Source organism: Kitasatospora sp. GP82, from assembly GCF_029892105.1.
Taxonomy (GTDB): Bacteria; Actinomycetota; Actinomycetes; order Streptomycetales; family Streptomycetaceae; genus Kitasatospora.
The window spans coordinates 1-24,655 of record NZ_JARZAJ010000030.1; the positions used below are offsets into that span (position 1 = coordinate 1).

Annotated in this window: 13 protein-coding genes and 3 pseudogenes; 6 read left to right on the forward strand and 10 right to left on the reverse strand. The window is 67.1% G+C overall.

What is annotated here, in order from left to right:
• Positions 1–280: 280 nt before the first annotated feature.
• From P3T39_RS26615 to P3T39_RS26625, 3 genes and pseudogenes are all read right to left on the reverse strand, one after another.
• Positions 281–1,657 carry an IS1380 family transposase gene (locus P3T39_RS26615; RefSeq protein ID WP_280701489.1) on the reverse strand — a complete coding sequence of 459 codons (1,377 nt, stop codon included), beginning with the start codon at positions 1,655–1,657 and terminating at the stop codon, positions 281–283.
• Positions 1,658–1,831: 174 nt separating this feature from the next.
• Complete coding sequence (locus P3T39_RS26620) at positions 1,832–2,581, reverse strand: transposase (protein WP_280701490.1); 750 nt, start codon at positions 2,579–2,581, stop codon at positions 1,832–1,834.
• Between the two features lie 628 nt (positions 2,582–3,209).
• Positions 3,210–3,524: pseudogene (locus P3T39_RS26625) on the reverse strand (transposase); the annotation flags it as partial.
• A 120-nt stretch (positions 3,525–3,644) separates the two neighbouring features.
• Here P3T39_RS26625 and P3T39_RS26630 point away from each other — a divergent pair.
• Positions 3,645–4,051, forward strand: a pseudogene (locus P3T39_RS26630) (tyrosine-type recombinase/integrase); the annotation flags it as partial.
• A 160-nt stretch (positions 4,052–4,211) separates the two neighbouring features.
• On the opposite strand, the gene P3T39_RS26635 reads toward P3T39_RS26630, so the two are convergent.
• The 4 genes from P3T39_RS26635 to P3T39_RS26650 form a co-directional block, all read right to left on the reverse strand.
• Positions 4,212–4,604 carry a hypothetical protein gene (locus tag P3T39_RS26635; protein ID WP_280701491.1) on the reverse strand — a complete coding sequence of 131 codons (393 nt, stop codon included), beginning with the start codon at positions 4,602–4,604 and terminating at the stop codon, positions 4,212–4,214.
• On the reverse strand, positions 4,604–4,978 hold the full coding sequence (locus P3T39_RS26640) for a hypothetical protein (protein WP_280701492.1): 375 nt from the start codon (positions 4,976–4,978) through the stop codon (positions 4,604–4,606). Before P3T39_RS26640 ends, P3T39_RS26635 begins: the two co-directional genes overlap by 1 nt.
• 168 nt (positions 4,979–5,146) lie before the next feature.
• The gene (locus P3T39_RS26645) at positions 5,147–5,398 is read right to left on the reverse strand and encodes a hypothetical protein (protein WP_097238191.1); all 252 of its coding nucleotides are present in this window, start codon (positions 5,396–5,398) and stop codon (positions 5,147–5,149) included.
• 76 nt (positions 5,399–5,474) lie between these two features.
• Positions 5,475–5,780 carry a hypothetical protein gene (locus tag P3T39_RS26650; RefSeq protein WP_348534386.1) on the reverse strand — a complete coding sequence of 102 codons (306 nt, stop codon included), beginning with the start codon at positions 5,778–5,780 and terminating at the stop codon, positions 5,475–5,477.
• Between the two features lie 181 nt (positions 5,781–5,961).
• On the opposite strand from P3T39_RS26650, the gene P3T39_RS26655 reads away from it, so the two are divergent.
• The gene (locus P3T39_RS26655) at positions 5,962–7,164 is read left to right on the forward strand and encodes a helix-turn-helix transcriptional regulator (RefSeq protein WP_280701494.1); all 1,203 of its coding nucleotides are present in this window, start codon (positions 5,962–5,964) and stop codon (positions 7,162–7,164) included.
• Between the two features lie 522 nt (positions 7,165–7,686).
• Here the strand turns inward: P3T39_RS26655 and P3T39_RS26660 are convergent.
• On the reverse strand, positions 7,687–8,067 hold the full coding sequence (locus P3T39_RS26660; RefSeq protein ID WP_280701495.1) for a winged helix-turn-helix domain-containing protein: 381 nt from the start codon (positions 8,065–8,067) through the stop codon (positions 7,687–7,689).
• Between the two features lie 445 nt (positions 8,068–8,512).
• Between P3T39_RS26660 and P3T39_RS26665 the strand changes: the two genes are divergently transcribed.
• Genes P3T39_RS26665 through P3T39_RS26675 form a run of 3 tightly spaced genes read left to right on the forward strand, consistent with a single transcriptional unit; the run spans position 8,513 to position 11,642 of the window.
• Positions 8,513–10,150 (forward strand): replication initiator, encoded by a 1,638-nt coding sequence (locus tag P3T39_RS26665; protein WP_280701545.1) that lies wholly within the window; start codon positions 8,513–8,515, stop codon positions 10,148–10,150.
• Positions 10,147–10,332: a helix-turn-helix domain-containing protein gene (locus P3T39_RS26670; RefSeq protein WP_280701496.1), complete on the forward strand. Its 186-nt coding sequence runs from the start codon at positions 10,147–10,149 to the stop codon at positions 10,330–10,332. Before P3T39_RS26665 ends, P3T39_RS26670 begins: the two co-directional genes overlap by 4 nt.
• Positions 10,332–11,642 (forward strand): site-specific integrase, encoded by a 1,311-nt coding sequence (locus P3T39_RS26675; RefSeq protein WP_280701497.1) that lies wholly within the window; start codon positions 10,332–10,334, stop codon positions 11,640–11,642. The genes P3T39_RS26670 and P3T39_RS26675 overlap by 1 nt, the downstream gene beginning before the upstream one ends.
• A 634-nt stretch (positions 11,643–12,276) precedes the next feature.
• On the opposite strand, the gene P3T39_RS26680 is transcribed toward P3T39_RS26675, so the two are convergent.
• Positions 12,277–18,810, reverse strand: a complete 6,534-nt coding sequence (locus P3T39_RS26680) for an RHS repeat-associated core domain-containing protein (protein ID WP_280701498.1) — start codon at positions 18,808–18,810, stop codon at positions 12,277–12,279.
• Between the two features lie 1,027 nt (positions 18,811–19,837).
• Between P3T39_RS26680 and P3T39_RS26685 the strand changes: the two genes are divergently transcribed.
• Positions 19,838–23,704, forward strand: coding sequence for a LamG-like jellyroll fold domain-containing protein (locus tag P3T39_RS26685; RefSeq protein WP_280701499.1), 3,867 nt, complete (start codon positions 19,838–19,840; stop codon positions 23,702–23,704).
• 241 nt (positions 23,705–23,945) lie between these two features.
• Here P3T39_RS26685 and P3T39_RS26690 read toward each other — a convergent pair.
• A pseudogene (locus P3T39_RS26690) lies at positions 23,946–24,542 on the reverse strand (SWIM zinc finger family protein); the annotation flags it as partial.
• Between the last annotated feature and the right edge of the window lie 113 nt (positions 24,543–24,655).

The window sequence follows — 24,655 nt, forward strand, 5'->3', positions numbered from 1 at the left end:
CGAAGCAGTCACCATCGCGCCACACCACAAGACCGCCCCGATCAACCCACCCGTCACGGTCAGGCGAGCCCGGGACTACTAAGTCACTGGTATTGCGGCTAGCCTCGTTGTTTCACAGCGGCTGGCGGGTTGAGTGTGTGCCCGTGATGTCGCTTTCGCCGGTTCCCGGGGGCGGTGTCGGGTAGGGCTGCGCGTCGGCTGTCGTGCCGGGGACGCCGGGTTCCACGGGCCCGGGGACTGCCGGGTCCTCCTCTCGGTGCTCGGCGGGGTGGTTTGCAGGTCAAGTAGGCCTGGGCAGGGCCTGGATCCGCTGAAAGGCCTGGACGATGGCGTCGGCCCAGGGCCAGGAATGAGGGATCTTCAGGCGTCGACGGCGCTGACCGCGCACCAGCCGGGCCGGGACGTGCAGGATGCGGTAGCGCAGGGTCTTGGGGGTGGCTTTGGCCAGGTCGCCGTCAAGGGCGAGCAGTTGGAGCCAGGCGCGTAGGTCGCAGGCGATCGCGGTGGCGGTCAGCCAGGCGGCGTTGACCGGCATCTCGCGTGAGGGCAGCAGCCGCATCCCGGAGGCCTTCTGGTCGCGGATCTTCGGCTCCACCCGGGCGTGCTTGCGGTGCCGGGCGTCCAGGAACTGCGCTTGTCCGCGGCGGGTGTTGGTGGCGAACGTCTGGTAGCGCATCCCCTTGGCGATCTCGTAGGACGAGGCGTCCTTGGTGTAGCGCGGGTGCAGCGGCTCCTTACGGGCGATCACCTTATGGTTCGCGGGCCGGGCGGACAGGTCGCCGAGCAGGCCGGTCAGGTCGGCGACGAAGGCGTCCTCGCATGCCTGACCGTCCGCGTCGGTAGCCGGCTGCCACAGACCCAGCCGGTCCGCCTTGGCCACGGCGGCCTGCTCGCGGGCGGTGAACGCCCAGCCGATCGAGTACTCCCAGCGGAACGTGGGGCTGCGGCGCCCGCCGGCCGAGGCGATCCACTGCAGCAGCTCGCGCGAGAACCCGGCCCCGTCCACCCGGATCAGGACCTTCTGCCTTCGCCACCAAGGAAGTTGGGCCACCGCCCGCACGAGCAGATCGATGTTGACGCCGGTGTCGTTGGCGGTGACGTTCCCCGGGTGCAGCAGCTGCGCGAGTTCCTCACCGGTGTTGTCGCACACCGCCACGAACACATGGTGGCCGAAGGAGCCCTTGTATGTGCCGCACGCGCCGTCCTTGTCCGAGGGCGCGAGGATCAGGGAGCCGTCGGTGTCGATGACCGTCCATCCGGTCAGCTCCACCCCGTCCACGGCCACTTCAGGGAAGCCTTCGGGCCGGTCGGCCAGGATCCGCCACACGTGGCGGCGCACCGCGGCGCGGGCCCGCTCGATCCTGCGCAGCCCGGTCTCGTCGACCTCTTTGAGGGCCCGCCACGCCGTGGGGAACGAGGCGACCGGCCCGATCACCGCCCGCTGGTGCTCCAACAGGTGGATGTCGCGGATGCACGTCGCCCTCAGGGTGATGGCCACGGCCAGGTCGACCGGCACCTGGCCCCGGTCGTGCAGCGGATGAAAGCCCCGCCGCCTCAGCGCGCCCGACAACGTGCCGGTCAACCCGGTCCGCTCGGCCAGCAGTCGCAGATGCACCCCGCCGACGTGCCCGACCTGACCCCTGCCGTCGGCGGACATGGCAAGACCCCGACCCCACTCGCTATCCTGCACGTGAAAGGTGCCTTCCGCCCCGCCCCGATACGACCCTCAGCAAGTCGCATCCAAGCAGGTCAGAAGGCACCTCTTCTTCTTGTCTCACACTCCGTCAACAACGCCTCCTTGACTCTGTCGGGGATCTTGGTCGCTGCGGCGTCAGCTGACGGCTCGCCAGGAACGTAGGCGCTTGATGCCTTGCTGGTCGAGGTGGTCCTGGAAGGCAGTCGGTGGTCGTGGGGGCGTGCTCTCACCCGGAGACTGCCGACTGAGGCGTTCGATGTTGACGGCGATGGCGGTGAGCACGTGCTGCAGGTGGGCCTTGGCCTGCCCGCGGTATCGGCAACGGCGCATGCCGTGGCCGTGGGCAAACTCGCAGATCGTGCCCTCGATGCCGGACCGCACCGCGTAGCGCTTGTGCCAGGCCGGTTCCTGCTGCTCGGCACGGTTGCGTATCTGCAGTTCGTGCAGCTCGCGCGGAGGGAAGCCCACATTGCGGGCGCCGTCGCGGGAGGTGGTGCACTTGGCCCGGACCGGGCAGGGCTGGCACTGGCTCTTGGTGAAGCGGGCCACGATCAGCGGGGCGGCGGTCGGCGAGGATGTCGGGTAGGGGCCGTGCCAGCCTTTGCTGACCTGGCCCTGCGGGCAGGTGACCTCCTGGCGGTCGAAGTCGATGCGGAAGTCGTCACGGGCGAGGCCCTCGCCCCGGCGGTGTTGGTGGGTGGGGTTGCCCGGCAGCGGTCCGACGACGGTGATCCGGTGCTCGCGCTCGGCCTGCTCCAGGTGGACCAGGGAGGTGTAGCCGCCGTCGACCAGGTGCTGGTCGGGCCGCAGTCCCCGGTGTTCCAGCCGGGTGTGGATGCCGGGCAGGACTTCGGTGTCGGCGCTGGTGGCCGGTATGGTGGCCACGTCCGTGATCACACGCGCCGTCGTTGGAGCAGGTCTCGGTCACGTGCGCGAGGAATCCCGTCCAGCGGGTGACCTGCCCCCGGCGGGCGTATCGGGCTGTCGGATCATAGGGCGAGACGATCCGGTGTGCGGAGGGCGGCAGGCCGCTGTCGGCGTCATCCTCGCGCCAGCGCAGGCGGCCGACGGTGTCCCAGTAGTAGTTCTGAACAAGGATCTGCCGCAGGGCCCGCGCCTGGGGGCCGTCCAGCAGGCCGGGATGGTTCCGGGCCAGGTGTTCGAGCAGTCGGCGGGCGTCCGCGCCGGTGGTGTTGATCCTGGTCTTGGGCCGGGTGGGATTCTTACCCAGGCGCACCGGCCGACCATAGCGGCGGCCCCAGTCCTCCTCGACCAGGCCGGCCAGCGCATGGCCGGCGGTGCGGGCGAGTTCCTCCAGGGCCGCCCGCATGGCTTCGGTGACCAGCTCCAGGCGGGTTAGGTTGCGCACGGCGGCCAGGACGTGGGTGGAGTCGGTGCGCTGGGTGGTGCGCTCGCGGACCAGTCCGGCGTCTTTCAGACGGGCCAGGGCGAGGTCGAGGAGACGATCCGCCCGGCCGTCCTCCAGCAGGCGGTCGCGGAAGTCGGTGAGCACGCTGTGATGGAAACCGGGGTCGTCGAGGTCGAGGCCGAGCGCGTACTTGAGGTCGATGCGGCAGCGCACGGCCTCGGCGGCGTCGCGGTCGGAGAGCCCGAGCAGGAACTGCAGCACGCTCACCGTGGCCAGCTGGGCGGGCGACAGCCCAGGACGCCCATCACGCGGGTACCAGTCGGCGAAGTCCTCGTCGCTCCACAGGCCGTCGAGGCGGTCCCGCACCCACATCGCCGTCGTGCCACCAGGGTTGCTGGCACGCGCCATCCTCGCGGTCAGCGCCGGTACCTCGGCGCCCGGACGGGGACGTACCGACATCTCTCACTCCTCGCCAGTCTCACGGGCCTCGTACACCCGCAGACTGACGCACCACCATGATCCCAGGAAGCCGAATACCAAGATCCCCGACAGAGTCAAGCCCTCGTGAAACACTGAGGCCACCGCGAGCAGCAGGCCGAGGAGCGGGAGAAGGCCGCCGAGAACTGGAAGGAGAGCGGTCACGTCTTCACCCGGCCCGACGGCCACCCGATCGAACCCGCCACCCTCACCCGGCACTTCAAGGCACTCCTGCGCCGCGCCTACCTCCGTCAGATCCGCTTCCACGACCTCCGCCACTCGACCGCGACTCTCCTCCTTGAACAGGGCGTCGAACTCGTCGTCATCAAAAGGAACTCCTCGGACACGCCCACGTCGGCGTCACCGCGACGGTGTATGCCCACGTCCGGCTCCGCCTCCAACGCGACGCTATAGACCTCCTCGGCCACGCCCTCCGCGATCCCGCCGAGACCACCGGCCTGCCCGATGACGGCGACGACGCGCCACTTTGTGCAGCACCCGTCCGCTGACGTTGCCGTCAACTACTGCCGTCAAGATGTACGAGGGGCCTCACCAGCAACGAATCTGGTGAGGCCCCTCGCCATTTCTAGCTGCACCCAAATTGAGTTCTCACAGCCCGAATATCTACTTGTCAGCCTCGAAGCCCTGACACATCAATCAGGCGCTACGCTACCGGCCCGCAGGGGGCGTTGGAGGAGAATCTTGTCCACGAAGCATATCGATGGCCAAGGCACCGCCAGGCACAACGGTTCCATAGTTGGTATCCACGAGCACTTCGAACCGTCCAGTCAGAGATTCGACAATCCCAAGGACGATATCTGGATCTCGATAGTCAAGACTGAACGCCGCCACCGGAGAGACCGGACAAAGCGTGGTCGGCCACTCATCGAACAGCCCTTCAGCCTCTGGATCAGAGACGGAAACCAGATAGCCTCGCGAGCCGCTGATAGATACCGAAACTAGGTTTTCTTCGCTGGCCACCGCCCCCAGATGCGCAAGTAGCTCCGCAATCCGGCCTAGAGTCACAGTTGAATCCTGAAACACAAGGACCACTGTCTCCATTACTGTCTCCCTACCCAAGCAGCCACATCATCCATCGTCCGAAATACTGGCACCCCGAGCTCCTCGATCCTTGCGGCAGGCCCAGGTCGAAGGTTTGGACCATAGACCGCTAGCGGCTTACCGCCCGTATTGGGGAGAAGTCGATCCTGCACCTGCCCGACCTTGCCTCCACCCTTACCACAGGTGACCTCGCAGATGAAATTGTCGCCGAAGACATCGTGATCAGTCGCAACCTTGCCATCTGGACCATAAATGAGCTTCCCCTGCCCAATGGTTTTTCCGGGGAATGCCTTCTGCAGGAAGGACTGCATTTCCTTCTCAGCAGTAGCCGGATCGTAGTTGTGTACCAGCACCGGCGTGGCCCCCGCCAGCACATAGTACGTGTGCTACGCGACCCCTCTCCACCTGCCTTTTCGCAGGTCAACGGTGGTTTGACGGTCCGTTGATGTCCGTGGATGTGCGCCGAAGTCCGTGGCTGTTGCCGTCGCTACTGCCGTCAGAGGTGTAGACCAGTTGTACTGTCATCGGCTGCGCGCGTGATCCTACTGCCACGCTCCGGGCTCGGCACGGACGATGGTGTGGGTGGTCTGCCGATAGGACTGGTGGCCGGTCTGCGCGCAGTGTCCGGCGATCCAGCGCGTCAGGTCATCGGGGGTGTGCATCTCGCCGGACGCGGCAGCGCAGTCCTGTTCTTCGCCGGTGACGCAGAGCGCCTCGAAGGTCGGCAGCGCCAAGGGGTCCGGGTCGGTGGTCACGTTGTACTCGCGGAACCGGTAGCGGGTGGTCGTCCCCATCAGTGTGGTCCTTTGCCTCTGTCGCGTCATCGGGTCTCGAAGGTCTACCGCCGTGGTGGTGTCGCGGACTTGGCCGTCAGTTGTGCTCGTCAGGTCGGGCATCCTCGGTCGCCTCCTGCGGGGCGGGGATGCGCTGCCCGCGTGAGTCCGCGATTCTGAGGGCATCCGACAGGGCCTCGGTCAGCCGACAGGCCAGCCAGCGGTATTCGACGGCTGGCCGCGCGAGCGTTCCAGGTGCCAGGAAGCCTCGGGCGTACTCCAACAGTTCCTCGCCCATGCCGATCTGCACCGTTTCGATGTCGTCGGCGAGGGTCGAGAGGTAGCCCCTGCCATCGGTGCTCAGGTAGCAGGGGTTCCCGTCCGGGGTGGTCCAAGGGAGCAACCGAGGCCCCTCCCCTGCGGACTCCGCACTCCGATGAGGCAGGCGTTCCGCTTGGCTGCTGTTCTGGTTCATCGTGCCCGCCCGTGGTCGGCTCCGCTGTGGCTGTTGATCAGGGTCCCCTTTGGCGCGAACCTTGCGGAGTAGCCAGCGTGTCTGCCTCCGTGTCTGCCAAGCTGGCTTGGTGCGGGAGACGGTCGGGGAACTGGTCAGGCGGCTGCGCCTGGCGCGCGGTTGGAGTCAGCGGCGGCTGGCCGAGGCGCTGGCCGATGCTGCTCCTGAGCGCGTTCCTCCGACGCGCAACGACGTGTCCCGCTGGGAGATCGGCACGCGGTCCCCGCGCGAGTGGCTGCCCTTCCTCGCCCTGGTGCTGGAGGTGCCGCGCGAGCTGCTGGAAGCGGCGAAGGCAGTCCAGCCCCCCGAGTCCGCGCCGCGTGTGCTGACCGTGGCCGACTTCCTGCCCGAGGGCGACCCGCTGTCCCTGCTGAGCGCCCGTATGGGCCGTCGGATCGGGGCTGGGCAGGTGGCCGACTTGGCTCAGCGGGTGCACGGCCTGCGGCTGGCCGACGACGTGGTGTACGGCAAGGACCTGATCGGCCCGGCCCTGCGGGAACTGCGGGCGGCGGTCACGCTCTACCGCGAGGGCACCCACACCGAGCAGGTGGGGCGCGAACTGCTACGGACGATTGGCGAGTTGGCGCAGATCGCCGGTTGGGTCGCCTCCGATGCGGGCGAACATGCCGAGGCGGAGCGGATCTACCGGCTCGGGATCAGTGCCGCCCGTGCTGCCGGGGACGGGGTGTTGTCGGGGAACGTGGCGGGCTCGCTGGCCTACCAGTGGAGCAACACCGGACGCCCCCTCGACGCCGTCGACCTGGCTACCGCCGCCGTCGTGGAGGCCGGTCCGAACGCTCCGGCGAAGGCCCGCGCGCTGTACCTGGATCGGGTGGCCTGGGCGCACACCCGCGCCGGCCAGGACCGCCCTGCGATGAATGCCCTCGGGGAAGCCAGCGAAGCCCTGGCCCAGGACTCGGCCGGCACCGAGTCACCGTCTTACCTGTACTGGATGGACGCCGGGGAACTCCAGATCATGGAGGCCCGCGTCTATACCGAGCTGCACCGGCCGCTTCGCGCGGTGCCGCTACTGACGGATGTGCTGGGGCGGTACGACGCCAGTCACGCGAGGGAGTTGGCACTGTACCTGTCCTGGCTGGCCGTCGCCTACGCCGACGCGAACGAGCCCGAGGCCGCAGCCGGGACCGCTGGCCGGATGCTCTCCCTGGGGCAGAGCGGCAGCGAACGCACCACCGAGCGCGCACGGATCGTGCTGGGCCGGTTGCGAGCGTTCCGCGACGTCCCCGAAGTCGCCGAGCTGCTGGCGTCCTGATCGTGCGGGGGCGAGTTCGGACTGCTACCTGCAGGCGTCCCAGCACTCGGCGGGCTTGCGCACGGTCTGGTCGCTCGGCACAGGAGCGGTCGGCGGGTCGGCGGGGAGCCTGCGCTGCTGAGCCGGGGCGGCGTCGGACACCGCCCACGGCGAGCCCGGCGATGGAAACGGAGGGTCGGACCCCTGGCCGACCCTGTGCCCGCGATCCGACCGTAGGACGGTCGCAGGCGACAACTTGCTCCGCAAGGCGCAAGGAGTCCTTACCCCATAACTTGCTCCGCCCCTGGGCGGTGCTCGGGTAAGCAGCGCTTACCCCACAACTTGCTCCCACCGGGCACCGGTCGCCCTCCGCTCATGACCTGGTGGACCACTGATCGACGACACCCGTGAAGACCTCGGGGCCGGTCAGCCCTGGGTCGGTCGGCGACGTCGGCCAGCTCCAACGGGCGGAGCCCGCCTTGAACCTCGTAGAGAAAATCTGGACGCACAGCTCCAGCCCCTGGCCGTCCAGCGGCCGACTGGTCAGCAACCTTGCTCGGTGCCGCCCGCTTCAAGGGCTTCGACGCGGGCACGCAGGGCGGTGAGCTGATCAAGCGTCTCGGCCAGTGCCAGCTCCAGCGCCCCGACGCGCGCCGCCGTCCCGCCGACGGGCATGTTCCCCGCCTCCCCGTCACCTGAGTCACCGTCGGCGTCGGGGTGGGCGACGAAGGCTCCCTTGCCGGGGCGGGAGATCGCGTAGCCGTCCTGCTTCAGCAGGGCCATGGCCTTCTGCACGGACAGGCTGGAGGCCCCGTACTCCGCCATCAACACGGCCTGCGTCGGCAGCGCGTCCCCGGGCTTCAGCTCCCCGGAGCGGATCCGCTCCCGCAGGGCCTCGGCGATGACCTCGAACGTCAGCAGCACCGTGCCGCCCGCCGGTCTACGTCCCCGCCGCCCCACCGTCACTGCAGGTCACCCCGCTTTCTCTGCGCCTCTACCACCGAAATCCGGCCCGTCCAAAACGGAAGACCGGGGCCACAGTACTCGCGTCCCCACCGGCCACCGAAACAGATGAGGAGGGATGCACTTGAATGCGCGCTTGAAGCGATGCTACCTTCACGCACCGCTGGTGAACACCGCCGCTGACCAGGCCAGACGTCCCCGGCCCACCATCCGCGCCCGCCGTCACGCGCACCGTGCCCACGTGCGCCGATCACCCGGGTCGCCCCTCAATCGCCTCTCCTCTTCTCCCGACTCCTGCCGGAGGTCTGTCCCCATGCCCACGCAGCTCCAAATCCCCGCCCCCGCAACCACCTCCACTCCCGCGAACGGGCCGTTCGCCGCGTCCACGCACGCCGGGAAGGCCGACATGTCCGCGCACAGGGGCTCAGCGCTGGAACGCCGGGCGCGGCTGACGGCCAGGCTGGCCAAGCTCGCCGCCGCCGGATACCTCGCGCCCCTGGCCCGGCAGATCGGCTCCCTGGGCGGCTGCGCCCGCCCGATCCGCATGACCGGACACCGCACCCGCCTGGACACCGCCACCGGCCAGATCCTCGACCACCTCGACACCCGCCACCTGCCCGCCGGCGAACTCCTGGTGCGGTGCGGCAACCGCCGCGCCACCCGCTGCCCCGCCTGCTCCACTCTCTACCGCTACGACACCTACCAGCTCATCGCCGCCGGACTACGCGGCGGCAAGACCGTCCCCACCAGCGTCGCCACCCACCCCCGCGTCTTCGCCACCCTCACCGCCCCCGGCTTCGGCCCCGTCCACAACCAACCCGGCACCGCCCCCTGCACCTGCGGCACCCGGCACGCCGACGGCGACCCCCTCCTCGGCACCCCGCTGAACCCGCAGCGGTACGACTACACCGGCGCGGTGCTGTGGAACGCCCACGCCCCCGCCCTGTGGGCCCGCTTCACCACCCACCTGCGCCGCGAGATCGCCAAGGCCGCAGGACTGACCCAGCGCACCCTGCGCCACCACGCCACGCTCTCCTACGCCAAGGTCGCCGAATACCAAAAGCGCGGCCAGATCCACTTCCACACCGTCATCCGCATCGACGGACCCACCGGCCCCGCCAGCACCCCGCCTGCCTGGGCCACCATCGGGCTCCTCGACCACGCCGTCCGCGCCGCCGCCAACCGCACTCGCGTCCAGCACCAACACCCCTCCCGGGCCGGGGAGGCCGACCCGGCACAGTCGGCGGGGCCCACGGCGTTCCGGTTCGGGCGGCAGATCGACGTCCGCGCGATACGCAGCACCGACTTCACCGGCGACGGCCCCGTCACCGACCGGCACGTCGCCGCCTACATCGCCAAGTACGCCACCAAGGGCGCCGAAACCACCACCGGCACCCTCGACCGCCGACTCCGCTTCCTCGCCGAACTCGCCCAACACGACCTCACCGACCACGCCCGCCGCATGATCCACACTGCCTGGCACCTCGGAGCTCAGCACCAGCACACCCACCTCCGCCTGCGCCAGTGGGCCCACATGCTCGGCTTCCGAGGCCACTTCTCCACCCGCACCCGCCACTACTCCACCACCCTCACCCACCTCCGAGCCGAACGCACCACCTGGCGCGGCCGCCAAGATGACGCCACCTCTGCCTCGACGCCGCTCGACCCGGCCACTGTTGGCCTACACGCCGGTCAGGAACCGACCAGTGAGGGCCAGCCGCTCACTGACCGGCACAGTGACCGCGAGGACCGCGCTGACCTGACCGCCGGTCACACCGACCCCGGCCCCGGTCACCGCGCAGGTCACCGCGCGAAGGATGGGCGATCTGGCGGCGCGGACACGACTCTAGTGATCTCGCACTGGCAGTACGCGGGAACCGGCCTCCTGCCCGAACTCGCCCACCTCGCTGAACTCCTGTCCACCAAACCGCGCCCCCGGACCGAGCAACCGAGCCGTCCCCGGCAGGCGCGGCGCGCCGGTGACCCGGCCGGTCACACCACCGACCCGCTGACCGCCGCCGTCCAGACGGGGGCGATCGCGTGACCGCCGAGGCCGAACTCCTCACCGTTCCCGAGGTCATGGCACGCCTAAAGATCAGCCGCTCCACCGTCTACGACCTCATCCGCACCCGGCGACTGGCCTCGATCACCATCGGCCGCGCCCGCCGCATCCCCGCCCACGCTCTGACCACCCTCGTCCACCACCAACTCGCAGAGGCAGCCTGATGACCAGCTCCGAAACCAACCCCAGCACCAGCACCAGTTCTCGCAGGGTCCGCGCCAACGGTGACGGCACCGTCTACCAGCGCAAGGACGGCCGCTGGGAAGCCGCTGGATACGTCCTGGCCATCGGCGACACCCGCAAGCGCGTCCGCGTCTACGGCACGACCCGCAAGGAGGCATTGGCCCAGCTGACCGAGAAGATCGCCGCCAGCAACCGTGGCATACCCGCCCCCACCGCCCAGGGCACCGTTGGTGCGTTCCTCACCTACTGGCTGGAGACCGTCGCCGTCCACCGGCTCCGCGAGAACACCCACACCCGCTACACCGCCTGCACCCGCCTCTATCTCATCCCCGGCCTCGGCAAGAAGAAGCTCTCCAAGCTCACCGCTAAGGACGTCCGCACCTGGCTCGACCAACTCCGTACCACCTGCCAGTGCTGCGCACGCGGCCTCGACACCGCCCGCGACCAGCCCCAGTGCTGTGCCATCGGAAAGTGCTGCGGCAAGCGGCTCTCCCCACTCACGCTCGCCTACGTCCACTCCGTGCTCAAGTCCGCCCTGGAGCATGCCGTCCGCGAAGAGGAGATCCCCCGCAACGTCGCCCGCAACGTCCGGATGGGCACACCCCGACCCCGCCGCTTCGAACCCCTCACCACCCAGGAAGCCCGCGCATTCCTCGCCGCCACCCACGGCCACCGGGTGCACGCACTGTTTGAACTCGCCCTCCGCACCGGACTCCGCAAGGGCGAACTCCTCGGCCTGCGCTGGGAAGACCTCGACCTGGCCGGCGGAACCGCCAGCATCCGCCGCACCCTCCAGCGCACCAACACCGGCGGCCTGACCGCCCTGCCAACCAAGACCCAGAGTTCCGAGCGCCGCATTGCCCTGCCCACTCCATGCCTGCGCTCCCTCGAACAGCACCGCGACCGGCAGCGCCAGGAACGCCAAGCGGCGGGGGCGACCTGGAAGGACAGCGGCTACGTCTTCACTCGGCCCAACGGCGCCCCGATCGAGGGAGCCACGCTCACCCGGCACTTCACCGCCCTGCTCCGCCAGGCCAGGCTCCGCCGCATCCGCTTCCACGACCTCCGGCACTCGGCGGCGACCCTCCTCCTGGAACAGGGCGTCGAACTCGTCGTCATCAAGGAACTGTTGGGCCATGCCCACATCGGGGTGACCGCGACGGTGTACGCCCACGTCCGACTCCGCCTCCAGCGCCAAGCCATCGACACGCTCGGCAACGCCCTCCGCGACCCCGCCACCCAGCCCGACGACGGCGACGAACCGCCACTTTGTGCAGCATCCGTCCGCTGACGTTGCCGTCAACTACTGCCGTCAAGACTGCCAGAGGCCCCGCTGAGGTCGCATTCAGCGGGGCTTTTCGCTCAGCAAGAACCAACTGACGAAAATCGCCGGGTGAGCGTTATTCCAGCCGCCACTAAGCACACCCTCGATCCCCTGCATCACGTCGCAAAGCTACTGCGATGCAGCAGGGGGCACCCAGGGCATACCGGCCGAATCGAGGCTCTCAAGAATCCACTTCCGCCCCCTCGCATCAGCTACTGCCCATGCATGGGAGAACGGTCGTTCACCGCGAGCCACCCCGCCACCACGCACAGGGTAGCCAGGCATGGTGTGACAAAGATCGGCCAGCCATGCAATGCAGGCGACGTAGTCGTCATCCGGCCAATCCCTGAGGGGCTTCTTCCTTCGCGCCATAGCTCTGATTTCGAGCAGCGCAATCGATTTGAGATAGGAACCCACATCACGGTCATCGGTAGTTTTTAGCGACCGCCCGAAGCCCATTCCTTTTTCTCCTCTCCAGGTGAATCACGATTCGGAGGATCCAGTATCCACCCAAGAACAGGGGGCGACCCAGTGGCACGGGTCGCCCCCTTCGTGTCAGTTGACGGCCAGATTATCCCCGCGCAGGAAAATCAGCCCCACCTCACCTAGGCCAGAGGTGAATGTAAATCGGTGTATCGTAGGTGATATTTTTATTGTTCGGATCGGCGGCTCGACTGAGAAGCTCCGCCATTCGATGATTACCCTCGATCATATAGTTGTCTTCCGCGTGATAGCGAAGCAGGTCCATGTCGTTGGTGTTAGGGCGTGTTGTGCTTCTCACTAGCTGCCCATCGTCCAAGCTCCGAGCAACTCCAGCCTTGAATGGATCAGACCTCCAATTGCCGTTCTCGTCAACATTGTCATGGCCGATTCCCCGAAGGTCCCCAACTGTTGCATTTGGCTCGTACGTGACCGGTTCGGACTTGCCGCTCTTCCCGAAGAGCTTCGAGAGGAATCCGCCCCCACTTGGGCAGTTGTGCACAAGCACTGGGGTCGTGCCAGCCAGCACATAGTACGTGTGAAGGTCCGCCACAGTCAGGTTGAACGTGACAGCGTCTCGGTGGTAGTTGCGGATGCCTACGAGGACGACCGCACTTCCGTCTGTCCGTCGAAGGTGATCCCCGGGATGCAGATCCGATGCATCGGTCCATCGCCCAGTCGTCTCGTCCCAGAACGGGTGGTGCCAGGTCGCGGTGATGGTTTCAGTGGAGTTGTTACCGGCTTCCGGCGAACCACTCTCGTCAGCCTGGGCCTTTACGGTCAGGTCCGTAAAATCCCTGTCGGCAGGCGTGGTGATGACGGCGACCACTGGCTCCGAGGCGGTCTTGCCGTCGACAGGCGCAGTGGCGGTGACGCGATCTCCGACTGCCATCTGGTCGATGGGCTTTGCCTGACCGTCTGCGAGGAGAACCTGGGTGCCGGCCGGAAAACTGTTGCACGGCATCCCTCCTTCAGGACGGCCCGGCCGGGCCGCATAGGCATCGCCGATCGCAACGGGGAGGAAGGTTCCGGACGCAAAATTCGCTGTCCCCGGATCAACGCCTTTACTCTCGACCCAACCCATATAGGACTGCAACGGATACGACGAAGGCCGACTGGTGTCGCCCCAGTGAAGCAATCTTTCGTAGGCATCATCAATCGCTACCAGTGACGCACCGAGTCCCGCAAGGAAGTCCGCATTATTACCCTCATTGCCGTGATATCCCACAGCACAGTGGCCATCGCCGCACGCTTCGGTATATGCCCGAGAGTGCCCCCTGCTAGCCCTTTGCCAGTCGCCCGAGGACTCCCCTTCTACCTGCTGCTTGACCATATTCTGGGAGACGATATTGTCATAGTTATCCCCCTTTTCAATCGGATCAATTCCCCCCTGGCACTTGTACATCCCGTTGCTGCATTCCTCGAAGTGGAGACCTGAGGGATCCGCAAGGTCGACAGGGTTGCTGTTGCTGTAGGCGTAGCCGTTCCACTGCTGGGGGCTGGCCGGATCGAGGATGGGGTCAGGATTGAGGAAGCGTCCGGTGGTGGGTTGGTACTCGCGGGCACCGAGGTTGGTGAGACCGGTGACGTCGTCCTTGGTGCCACCGACGAAGCCGTGGTCGCCTGCCCAGGTGGAGGATTGGGCGCTGCGCGGGTTGCCGAAGGGGTCGGTGGGTCGGCGGCTGGTGGTGAGGGTTGAGAGGTCGATGGCCAGGCCGGCGGTGCCGTGGTGGTCGGCGATCTGGGTGACCAGGCCGTTGGTGCCGACGCGGACGGTCGTCATGCCGTTGGGCATGGGGTAGTAGCGGGTGCCGGTGAGCGTCTTGCTGGTGGTGTCGTAAGTGAGCTCGTCGGCGCCGAGGTTGATGGTTGTCTTACCGGGATCTCGGCGGATGAGCTGATTGCCGTCGGCGTCGTAGAGGTAGGTGGTACTGCCGGACTGGCCGGTGGTGGCCGTGGAGGCGAGCTTGTCCTCGCTGTTCCAGGTGAGCGTGGTGGTGCCGGAGGTATCGGTGACGGCGGTGGTGTTGCCGACCGCGTCGTACTGGTAGGCGGTGCTCTTGGTGCCGGTGGCGGATGTCGTGGCCGAGGCCAGGAGGCCGTGGGGTCCGCCGGTGCCGCCGCCGGTGTTGGGTGCGGTGGTCGGGGTGTTGACGGCCTGCGGGGCGCCGAAGGTCTGGGTGGTGCTGATGTCCTTGGCGGTGCCCCCTGCGGTGTTGTGCTGGATGAGCCTGGTGCGGTTGCCGGTCAGGTCGTAGCTGTAGTCCTGCCAGTACGGGTTGCCGCCACCGACGGTGGTCCTGGCTGGGGCGGTGGCGCCGCTCGTCGGAGTGCTGTTGGTGCAGCTGCCCTGGGAGAGGACCTTGTGCTGGCTCGGATCAGGGGTGGTGATGGTGCCGGTGTCGGTCCAGGCGGTGGCCAGACGGCCGAGGCTGTCGTAGGTGAAGCACTGGCGGTCCGTCAGGGACGGGGTGTTGTCCGGGGTGTCGCTGATCGAGGTGATCTGTCCGACGGGGTTGTAGGTGTAGTTGGTGATCTGGGTCTGACCTGTGGTCGAGGTCTGCTTGTCGACGTACTGAGAGAGAACCTGGCCGGTGGACTGGTCGTAGCTGGTGGTGGTGACGACCTGGCTGCCGTACGGGTTCACGGTCGTCCGCTGGGGGCGGCCATAGGCGTCGTACGAAGTGTTGAGGTCGTAGGTAACCGCGCCGGCGTAGTCGCTCAGCAGACCGTAGGAGCCGTAGGTATAGGCGAGGGACTCGTTCGGGAGGCCGCCGTTGGCAGGCAGCGAGGCAAGCAGCAGGTTGCCGGTGATCTGGTCGTAGGTGCTCGTCGTCCGGTAGGTGAACGGAGTGGTGGCCCCGATCTCGGCACCGGGGATGGTGACGGTGCTTCCGGTGGCGCGGTAGCCGTTGTCGTAGCCGGCGACAGTAGCGGTGTAGGCGGAGCCGCTCGTACCGCCGACGTAGCGAGTGGAAGAAGCGGGTCGGCCCTTGGCCACGGTGTCGTAGGTCCAGCCTGCGAGCTGGTTGGCCGGTGTGACATTGCCCTGGTAGAGGCCGGTCTTTCGGCCGATCAGGTCGTAGGTGTAGCTCAGAGCGGTGTTGCGGGCGTCGGTGGTGGATGCCAGATGCCCGGCGTCGTCCCAGGTCTGGGTTGTTGTACCGCTGTCGGGGTCGGTGGCCGTGGTCTGGCGGCCACGCTGGTCGTAGCCGTACGTCCAAGTGTTGCCCGCAGCGTCCTTGCGGGTGAGCGGCTTTCCGTCCGTGGTGTACGAGTAGTGGGTGATTGTGGCGTCGCTGGACCTACCCGTGGGGGTACTGGTCTGGTACTGCCACAACTCTGCGGTGCGGCCTGCACCGTCGGTGACAGCGGTGGTGGGCCAGGAACCCGTGGGCGGGGTGACATCGGTCCGGTCGACGCCCGGATAGGCGGTGGTCGTGGACCACTGGTCGACGCCGAGGGCGACGAAGGTGGAGCTGACGGTGCGGCCCTGGCCGTCGAAGGTGAGCCGGGTCTGGGAGGGGATGCGGTTGTCGGCGGCGTCCGGCGTGGTGGCCGGGACGACAAGGGTGCCGTTGGGTGCCGCATCAGCGTTGTACCAGGGCGAGTTCGTCTTGTAGGCGCGGCCGTGGGAGTCGTAGAAGGTGTCGGAGATCAGGCGGCCCGTATAACTGGCCGTCGAGGGGCTCGTCTGAGACTGCCGGACTCGTCCGAGAGCATCCATGATCTGGATGCTCGTGGTGTAGATCCCGCTGCCGTCCTTCGTCAGCGTGTGCGCGGCGACATACGGCGCCGCGGCACGGTTGGAGTCGATCGCGTACTCGAAGGTCTTGTTGGCCTTCTGAGCCGTGGTGCGCCCGGGTAGCCAGACGGAGGCGAGACGGCCAAGAGCATCATAGGACTCCGTGCCGGTCTTCCCGTTCAGGTCCGTGACGGTCAGCGGGAGAGAGCGGCGTGCATCCAAGGTCGTGGTGGTGTCCCAGGTGCCGGTGGCACCGGGAACCGGGCTGGAGACCTTGATGCTGGTGGGCAGCTCGCCTGTCGCAGCGGCCGTGTAGGTGGTGGTTGTGGTGGTCTGGCCCTTGGCGTGCTTGGCGTCGGTGCTCGTCAGGTCGGTGACCGAGAGAGAGCGCCCGTAGGAGTCGAAGGTACTGGCGGCCGTGCTGAGGTAGACCGCGTTCCCGCTGCCGTCGAAGGAGCTCAGGACCTGTGTGCCGGTGGCATCGGAGGTGGAGTTGGCCTGACCGAACGCGAGGCCGTCATAGAGCACACGGTGACCCGAGACGGTGTTGGACGAATTCGGCGCTGCGGCGCAGGAGCTGGACCCGCTGATCACAAGCGTCTCGGCCACCAGGTTGGTGCGCTGGGGATCGGGCGCGGTGGCATAACCGGTACGGGTGCAGACATCGGGCAGCCCGTCGGCCTTGACGAGGGATGTGAGGGGGCGGTTGTTGTGAGCGGGATCGGTGGTCGTAGTGGTGCTGCTGGTTCGTTTGGTCTGGTCGGTCTTCAGCGCCTGGGTGGTGCTGATGGCTGTGGTGCCGTCGTAGCGGGCGATGAGGGGAACATCGAGCGTGGTTGTGCCGGTCTTGGCATGAGTGGCGGTGGTGACGGGATTGGTCGTGCGGTTGACGGTGACGCCGACAGGCGTCGTGTCCCCGGCGTTGGCGAAGGTCTCGGTCTGCAGGACCTGTCCGGCCAGCCAGTTGTCGTCGGTGACACTCTCGCCGAGCGCGTCCGGGATGGTCACCGAGCGCGGGGATCCGGAGGTCTTGTCTCCGTCCATGCCCTGCAGGTAGGTCGTACGAGTCTGGGACTTGGGCGAGTCGCTGCCACCGGTCGTGGTGGTGACCGTGGCGAAACCGCGGAAGTCGTCCCAGGTACGCGCCTTGGGATCGGTGTACTCATGGTCGTCGCGGTGCCAGGCAGCCGGACCATAGCTGTAGGAGGTCTGGAGCTTGGTGGCGCCGGTGGCGGGATCGCTGGTACTCAGAGACGCGACGGTGTAGTGGTTGAACCAGTCGAGGATCGGGTCGGAATCCGTGAGGGAACCGGGCGGAGTCCACTTCACGGGGAAGCACGCCATGGTGTTGCTGTCCTCGCCGGGCGGCATGACCTTCTTCAGGCGCGAACAGCCGGGGAGGTTGTAGTCGACATTGACGACGGCGCCCGTCTCGCTGCGGACCTGCTGGATGCGGGGCCGGTTGATGTCGGGGAAGGTCGCGCCGTTGGCCGAGGAGGCGACGCCGTCGACGCGGTTCGGGAGCATCACCGGCGTGAAACTGACCGGAGGAAGCGTGATCGGCGACGTGGTGACGGGTGTTGTGGTGGTGGCCTTTCCACTGCGCTGAATCGAGTCCAGCCACAGCGCCCGCTGGCTGGAGCCGTCGGCGGGGTCGGGGAACGTGTGGGTGAGGGTGTACGAGTCGACGTCCTGCCAGGTGTTGTTGGAACGGACCTGGGTGAGGATGCCGGTCAGACGACGGGTGGTGAAGAAGGTGGGACTGTAGTTGGTGCAGGTGTCGCTGTTCTTGCACTCCTGGTCGACCGGGACGTCCGGCCAGCGGTAGGAGTTGGCGCTGGTGCGCTGGGCAGGGTCGCAGGTGAAGGAGGCGTCGGGCAGGCAGCGCTCACTGGTGCTGAACGTGATCTGCGCAGCGGGCTTGAGACCTCCGGCGGCGCCGAGCTGCTCGCTCAGCCGCTGACCGTAGGCGATCTGGTGGAGGAGGTTGGCGCGGGTGTAGGCGGTGAGAGTTCCGTTGCCGCTGTTCTGGCCGCCGCCACGTGAGTACCAGTTGGTCTCGGGTGTGTAGGTGTAGGTGGTGAGGTTGCCGTGGGCATCCACCGCGTAGTCCAAGGACCAGCGCTGTGCCATCTGGCACCAGGAGTTCTTTCCCTGTGCCGAGTCGTAGCACGGGTCGCCGCCATTGGCCGAGTAGACCGGCGCGGTGGAGACAGAGTTGGAGGTCGCTCCGGTGCCCGTGAGGCTGTTGCCGTCGGCGGCCGGGAGATGGTTGGCGCCGAAGTAGTAGGTGTCGCCGGAGTTGTCGGTGAGCTTGATGTACTCGCCGTTCTTGGCACCGTTGTCGGCGCCGGTCTTTACCTCGACCTTGGTGCCGTCGTCGTTCTGCAGCCGCCACGCACTGCTGCTGTCGTCACGAACCAGCGGGCCGGAGCGCGAGCCGAACGAGAGGGTGAGGTTGTCACCCGCCCAGCAGAGGTCACCCGAGTTGTCGATGCCCGCCTTGTTGCACGGCTTGTATGCCCGCTCGATGAAGCCAGGGTTGTAGTCCCAGCCGTCACCGATCCAGGACGCCTGAGTGTTCGTGGCCGAAGTCTTTCCGTCCACGGATGAGGAGTCGTATCCCAGTGAGACGCCAGGGGTGGTTCCACCGAGTGCGGGTGGGACCGTGATCGCGTAGCTGTACGTGAAGGCACCGTTGGAGCCTCCGGCCGCCCAACCTGCAGAGGAGTTGAGGCTGGATGCCCTGTAGTCTCCGCCTCCGCCGATGGGAGCGGCAGACTGGGCAAGCAGCATTGCACCGGACGCCTGCTGGGCGTTCGGCACCTGTAGCGACGTCCGGGAGGAGGTCGGCCTACCGGGCAGGCTGACGTCGACGATGACCTTCCTGGCGGCTGCGTCGTATCGCATGGCAACCGGCGTGGTCTTACGGCAAGCCGGGACGGTGGGAGTGGTGAGCGCACACTCGGGGAGAGTCACAAGGCGCCCGCGCCGTGAGAAGTCACCCCCGCTTGCCGCGTCCAGAGCCTTGACGTCGATCCCTACCTGGATCCGCCCGGAGGTCTCACTGTCCTTCGGAGCCAGTTTGACCATCAAGCCGTCGACGCCAACTGCGGACGCGGCCTTGCTGTCGATCTGAGTGACCGACAGAGTTCCTTCATCGACCGGCTTCTGAGGGCTCGGGCCGGTGGAGGGAGACAGCCAGACAGGGAGGTTCCCGGCCTGGAGCGGACCGGCTGCGAGAGACTTCGACAGGTCGACGTTCGCTGTCACCCGGGACAACTGTTGATGACTCGGAGCCGTTCCAGCACTGGGCACCGGGTAGTGCGGCTTCTCCCCAGCCCCAGGTTCCGCAGCTTTGACAGCTATGGACTCGGTTGCGGGAAGCGGAGTACCCGGTGGCCCCCAGAGCCTGTCGTCATCCGTTGTCGCAGCCGCGATGCCCGACGGCCCAAGCATGCCGGCGAGTACCGAGAACACGCAGGCAGCGACCAGCGGCCGCAGGCGTGCTCTGCGGCCGCCGCCGCGTGGACCAGAGATACCAAAGCGGTCAGTATGCACTGACACCGCAAACCCCCCAGTTGACGGTGCGCCAGAAAGGGCCACCAAGTCACAGTCAGAAGACAGACGGGGGCTGACTTTAGGGAATTCCCATCGCCCGTGCGAGACAAAAAGGATAAAAGCCGAACGTGATTCACATCACTCTCAGAACGAAACGGTCATTCGCTCACGAGTCACCCCGAGCAGAGCCAACTCCCCTTCCCTCCATGCCATTCGATGCAAGAGGATGGGTACGACCTGTATCTTCCTCCGACCGCGCGTGTGCGGTCGACTTCTTGCGGGGGCCCCTTTCTTGCTGTCGATGAATCGCTGTCGAAGTACCCGAAAAGTCGGTTCTGCCCTTCTCATGCTCTGTGCGCTCGCAGCACCTCTGACCTTGCCCGCCAGCGCCGCGGACGGCTCACCCGACGAACCGAGCACGAGTCAGATTGCCGCACTCGACAGGACCCATCTGGGTAACCTGCCGGGCACCGAGGTCGAGGCCGCGCTGGAGAAGGCCAAGGCCACCGGTGGGCGAGTGATCATCGACTCCCGGACGAGCGAGTTCAGCGAGACCGCTGCGACGCCTGATGGACACCTCTCGCAGACGATCCACCCTGATCAGCAGCGAACGAAGAAGAACGGCACCTGGGCCGATCTGGACGCCACGCTGGCAGTGAACCCCGACGGGTCGTACTCCCCGAAGACCGTGCCCGGTGGAGTCACTCTCTCCCCGGGCGGCAGCCAACAGCTCGCTACTCTCGCCAGTCCGAGCGGTGAGGAGCTGTCCCTCACTTCGCCCTTCGTGCTCTCATCGGCCACCGTCAGTGGTGACTCACTGCTCTATGACGTCGCTCCGGACACAACGCTGAAGGTCAGCGCCGACAAGTTCGGTGGTGTCTCCACGGTCCTGATCCTCAAGACCGCCCAGGCCGCCGCGAACCCAGCACTGAAAACCCTCCATTTCGGCATCGGCACCAAGGGCCTGACCATTGCCGCGGATGCCGACAGCCTCTCGGTGAAGGCCGCCGACGGAACCGTCCGATGGCACGCTCCGACCCCACGTATGTGGGACAGCAGTACCGGAACCACGATGGCTCCGCGCCTTGCAGGCGCTGCCAGGCGACCAGCCGCCTCCGCCGCCACCGCCCCCACCGCGTCGAGTGCGAACGGTCCTGGGCCAGGCGCTCGCGTCGCCGAGATGCCCGTCAAGGCCGGCGGCAACGGGATCGACCTCAGCACCGACCAGGACATTCTCACGAACGGCACCGGCCCCTGGTACATAGATCCGAGCTGGATACCGACATCTCCCGGTGCCGATCTGTGGAACTGGGTCCAGTCCGCGAACCCCTCGCTGAACAACGACAACCGCACCGGCAGCGCCGACAGCGATCACCCTGGCGTCGGTGAGTGCGGCACCTACCCCTACGGTGGCAGCTGCATTCCCTCGTCGATCAATCGCACCTACTATCGGTTCGATCTGTCAGGGCTCGGTGGTGCCACCGTCAACAGCGCTCAGCTGAACCTGGCGGAGTACACTTCGGCGGACTGGTCCTGCACCAAGACATACGACGTCGACGTCTACCGCACCGACTGGCTCACACCTGGTACCACCTGGAACAGCCAACCGACCTGGCGCGAAGGCCAGGGCACACAGTCGGTCGGCGGCTCCGGCAGTGACGGCTGCTACTCCAATGTGCCGTTCACGTACAACGTCACCTCGGCGGTCGCGTCTCAGGCCGGAGGATCCGTCAGCTTCGTGGTGACGGCCGCAGACGAGTCCGACGCCAATGCCTTCAAGCGCCTGACCTACCAGCCGAACCTCACGATCCAGTACGACAGATACCCGGACACTCCGCAGAACCCCCAGACCGGCCCGATCCACCCCCGTACGGTCGTTCCCAACGTCACGGACTACGAGGCTTGTGCGGATGTGCCGCTGTCGACCTACGGCTGGATCACCAGCAGTGGTCTCCAGCTGAACTCCACCGTCTCATCACCGGCTCAGGGGCAGCTCGGTGAATGGATCGACATCTGGGACAACGCCGACGGTAGCAAGATCGTCGGAGATGGCAGAAGCGCTCTGGTCTCCAGTGGTTCCACGGCCAGCTACCAACTGCCCACCGGAACCCTCAAGGACGGACACTTCTACGGCTGGCTGACGTATGCCGACGACACCCTGCTGCGTAGCCAGCACCCCAGCACCGTCTGCCACTTCCGAGTCGACCTCACTCCGCCGGTACTGCAACTGCCGCCCAGCACGAAGCAGCTCACCGACACCGAACTCAACACACAGTTCCCACCCTCCGGCAACGGTCAGACCACCCGGTTGAAGGTCGGTCAGACCGGCTACGTCCCGTTCAGCGCAACCGATCCCAACCCCTCGGGCTTGCAGTCGTCCGGGCTGGCCGCAGTTCACTGGAGCTTCGACCCGCAGATGGCCTCCGGCGTCCAGCACGCCTACGCTCCCAACCTGCCAAGCCAACTCGCCGTGACGCCCACCCACTGGGGCACGAACATCGTCTACGTCCAGGCCGAGGACAACGCGGGAAACAGGAGCCCCGTCGTCTCCTACTCCTTCTACGTCCCTTGGGCCGCTACTCCGCTGGCCTACGGCGACGTCTCCGGCGACGGCCGGAGCGACGTCCTCAATCCCGACCCCAGGACCGGTGATCTCCTCGACTACGGTCAGGCCATCACCTTCACGGCTCCCAGCACAGTGCCAGGGGTGAACGGCGCGCCTTCCGCCCCGCGCATCGCTGCCACCGCGGCCCAAGCGCCTGGTGCCAACGGCTGGAAGAACCTCCGGGTCAGTCATCGAGGTACCAAGAACGCCGCTGGAGCCGTAGACGCTCTGTTCGTTCACCAGGACCCCTCGAACGCAGCACGGGACAATGGGGGAAGCGACCTGTTCTACTTCCCCAACAACCTTCAGGCGAACGGCACCTTCAACGCCGACTTCAGCACCATCGGCCGCCCCGACTGCGTCACCGGGCTTGGCACCAGCTGTGCCGACTACGGAAACGTCGCGAGTTGGGCCACCGTCAGTCAGATCACCCCGATCGGCTCCGCCAACGCCAAGCTCACGCCGACCGACAAGCTGACCGAAGGCACAGGCGTTCTGGTCATCGAGAAGGGCAACCTCTGGTACTACCCTGCCGGCAGCGCGGGGACCGTCAACTCTGCCGGTCAGATCACCTACTTCGGCAAGCCCATCGAGCTGACCACCGGCGGCACTTGGGCCGGCAATGACCTCATGATCCCCGGTGACACCCTCGGCAAGGGCAAGCCTGCCCTGTGGGTCCGTGCCCGCGACACCGTCGGCGGCTTCACCGCCGGCGACATCCTGCAGTACGAACTCACCTTCGCGAGCGCCACCGATTCCAACGGCCAGAGCTACACGATGATCTCCGGTCTCGCCACCACCTCTCCAGCACGCATCGGCTGGGGTCTTACCAGCACCGAGTTCCCCACCGTCGGTGCCGTCGGCGATCTCACCGGCGACGACATTCCCGATCTTTGGGCGGCCGGCCCCACCGGACGCATCGAGGTCTGGCCGGGCGCAACCTCGGACGGCACCAGGAACAGCCCGGTTGTCGTGACACTCCGGCGTAGCAGGCAGTGGCCTCTCAGTCCCACTGTCAAGGGCGAGGACGTCTCGGGCGGCACCCTCGGCGACCCCGCCGCACCCACCAACGTCACCTGGAGCACCGACAAGCCGACCAACTCGGGACTGGACGGTTCCGCGCACTTCGACGGCACCGGCTATCTCGTCAGCAACGCCAACCCCGTGCTCACCACCGGAAGCTACAGCGTCAGCGCCTGGGTAAAGCTCGACAAGAGCGACAACTGGTACTCGGTCATGTCCCAGACCAACCAGGGCCGTAGTCCCTACTACCTCATGTACTCCAAGACGGCGAAGACCTGGGAGTTCGACGGCACCAGCACCGACAGCCCCAGCACCACCGACTACTACACCGCCCGGTCGTCCACCCCCGCCCAACTCGGCGTCTGGACCCACCTCGTCGGCACCTACGACTCCACCACTCATGCCATGACGCTCTACGTCAACGGCGCGTACGCCGGCTCCGCCACCAATCCTGCCGCCTGGACCTCCAACGGCAGGCTCAGTATCGGCGCCAACACCTACCCCGACCCCAAGGCCGCACCTGACAGTCAGTTCGCCGGCAGTATCGCCGATGCGCGCATCTACTCGTACGCCCTCGGTGCAGACCAGGTAGCCACCATCTACAACAACTCCTGACCTTCGCCGACGATCCAGGGCTCTCACCGCTGTCGTAGCCGTGAGAGCCCTGAGTCGTCGGGCGGCCCCATCCGGGCTCACGCCCCCGTCAGGACGCTCCGCAGGGCCTTCGCCTCCTTCACCAGGCGCGACGAGCCGCCCCTTGCGGCCAGTTCCGTCAGCTCGGCGATCTCGCCCCGGGCGCCGCTGCGCCGGGCGCAGTCGGCCGCCAACGCGAGGAGGTCGGCGCCGCCCTGGACGGTCGGACCGCCTCGGCGGCCGGCACCTGTGCCCGCAGGTCGAACCCGGCGGTGAGGACCTGGGTCTCGGCGAAGCCGCGCAGCCAGCGGTCGGGCAGCGGGACCTTCTTCTCGACCAGCGGACCGTCGAGGGTGGTGACCTCCAGCGCCTGTGGGCCGACGGCCAGGTGCAGCGGGTCGGCGCCGCCGATCCGGCCCAGGGCGTCGCGCAGCGGACTGTTGACGTCGACGTTGGTGGTGCCGTGGCCGATGTCGTCGCCGTCGAGCCCGTCGGAGAGCACATCGAGGCGGGCGTAGACACCGCAGCAGCCGGAGAAGGACTCGAAGCGCAACCGATCGCCGTTGGCGGTGACCACCGGGTCGAGCGAGGCGCGCAGTCGGGGCTGGTAGTAACGGGCGGCGGCCACGTCGGCGACCGCGAGCAGCGCGGCGGCAGCCGGGGCCGGGGCGGTCAGGAAGCCGCTGAAGAAGCGGGGGTTGGCCACCGCTCCCATCGGCGTGGCCCCGCCGGAGGTCTCCAGGGCGAGGCTGCGACCGGCGGCGCTCTCGCGCACGGCCGAGGGCCGGAGATAAGCGTACGTCTGTACGGCTTGCGTCATGGCGAGGACGCTAGGGCCCGGCACTGACACTGCCGGGTTTCTGCAACTCGTTCCACCAGGCTCACGGGTAACCCAGGTCACACCGCTGATCGGGCTTCATCTGCCACTATGGG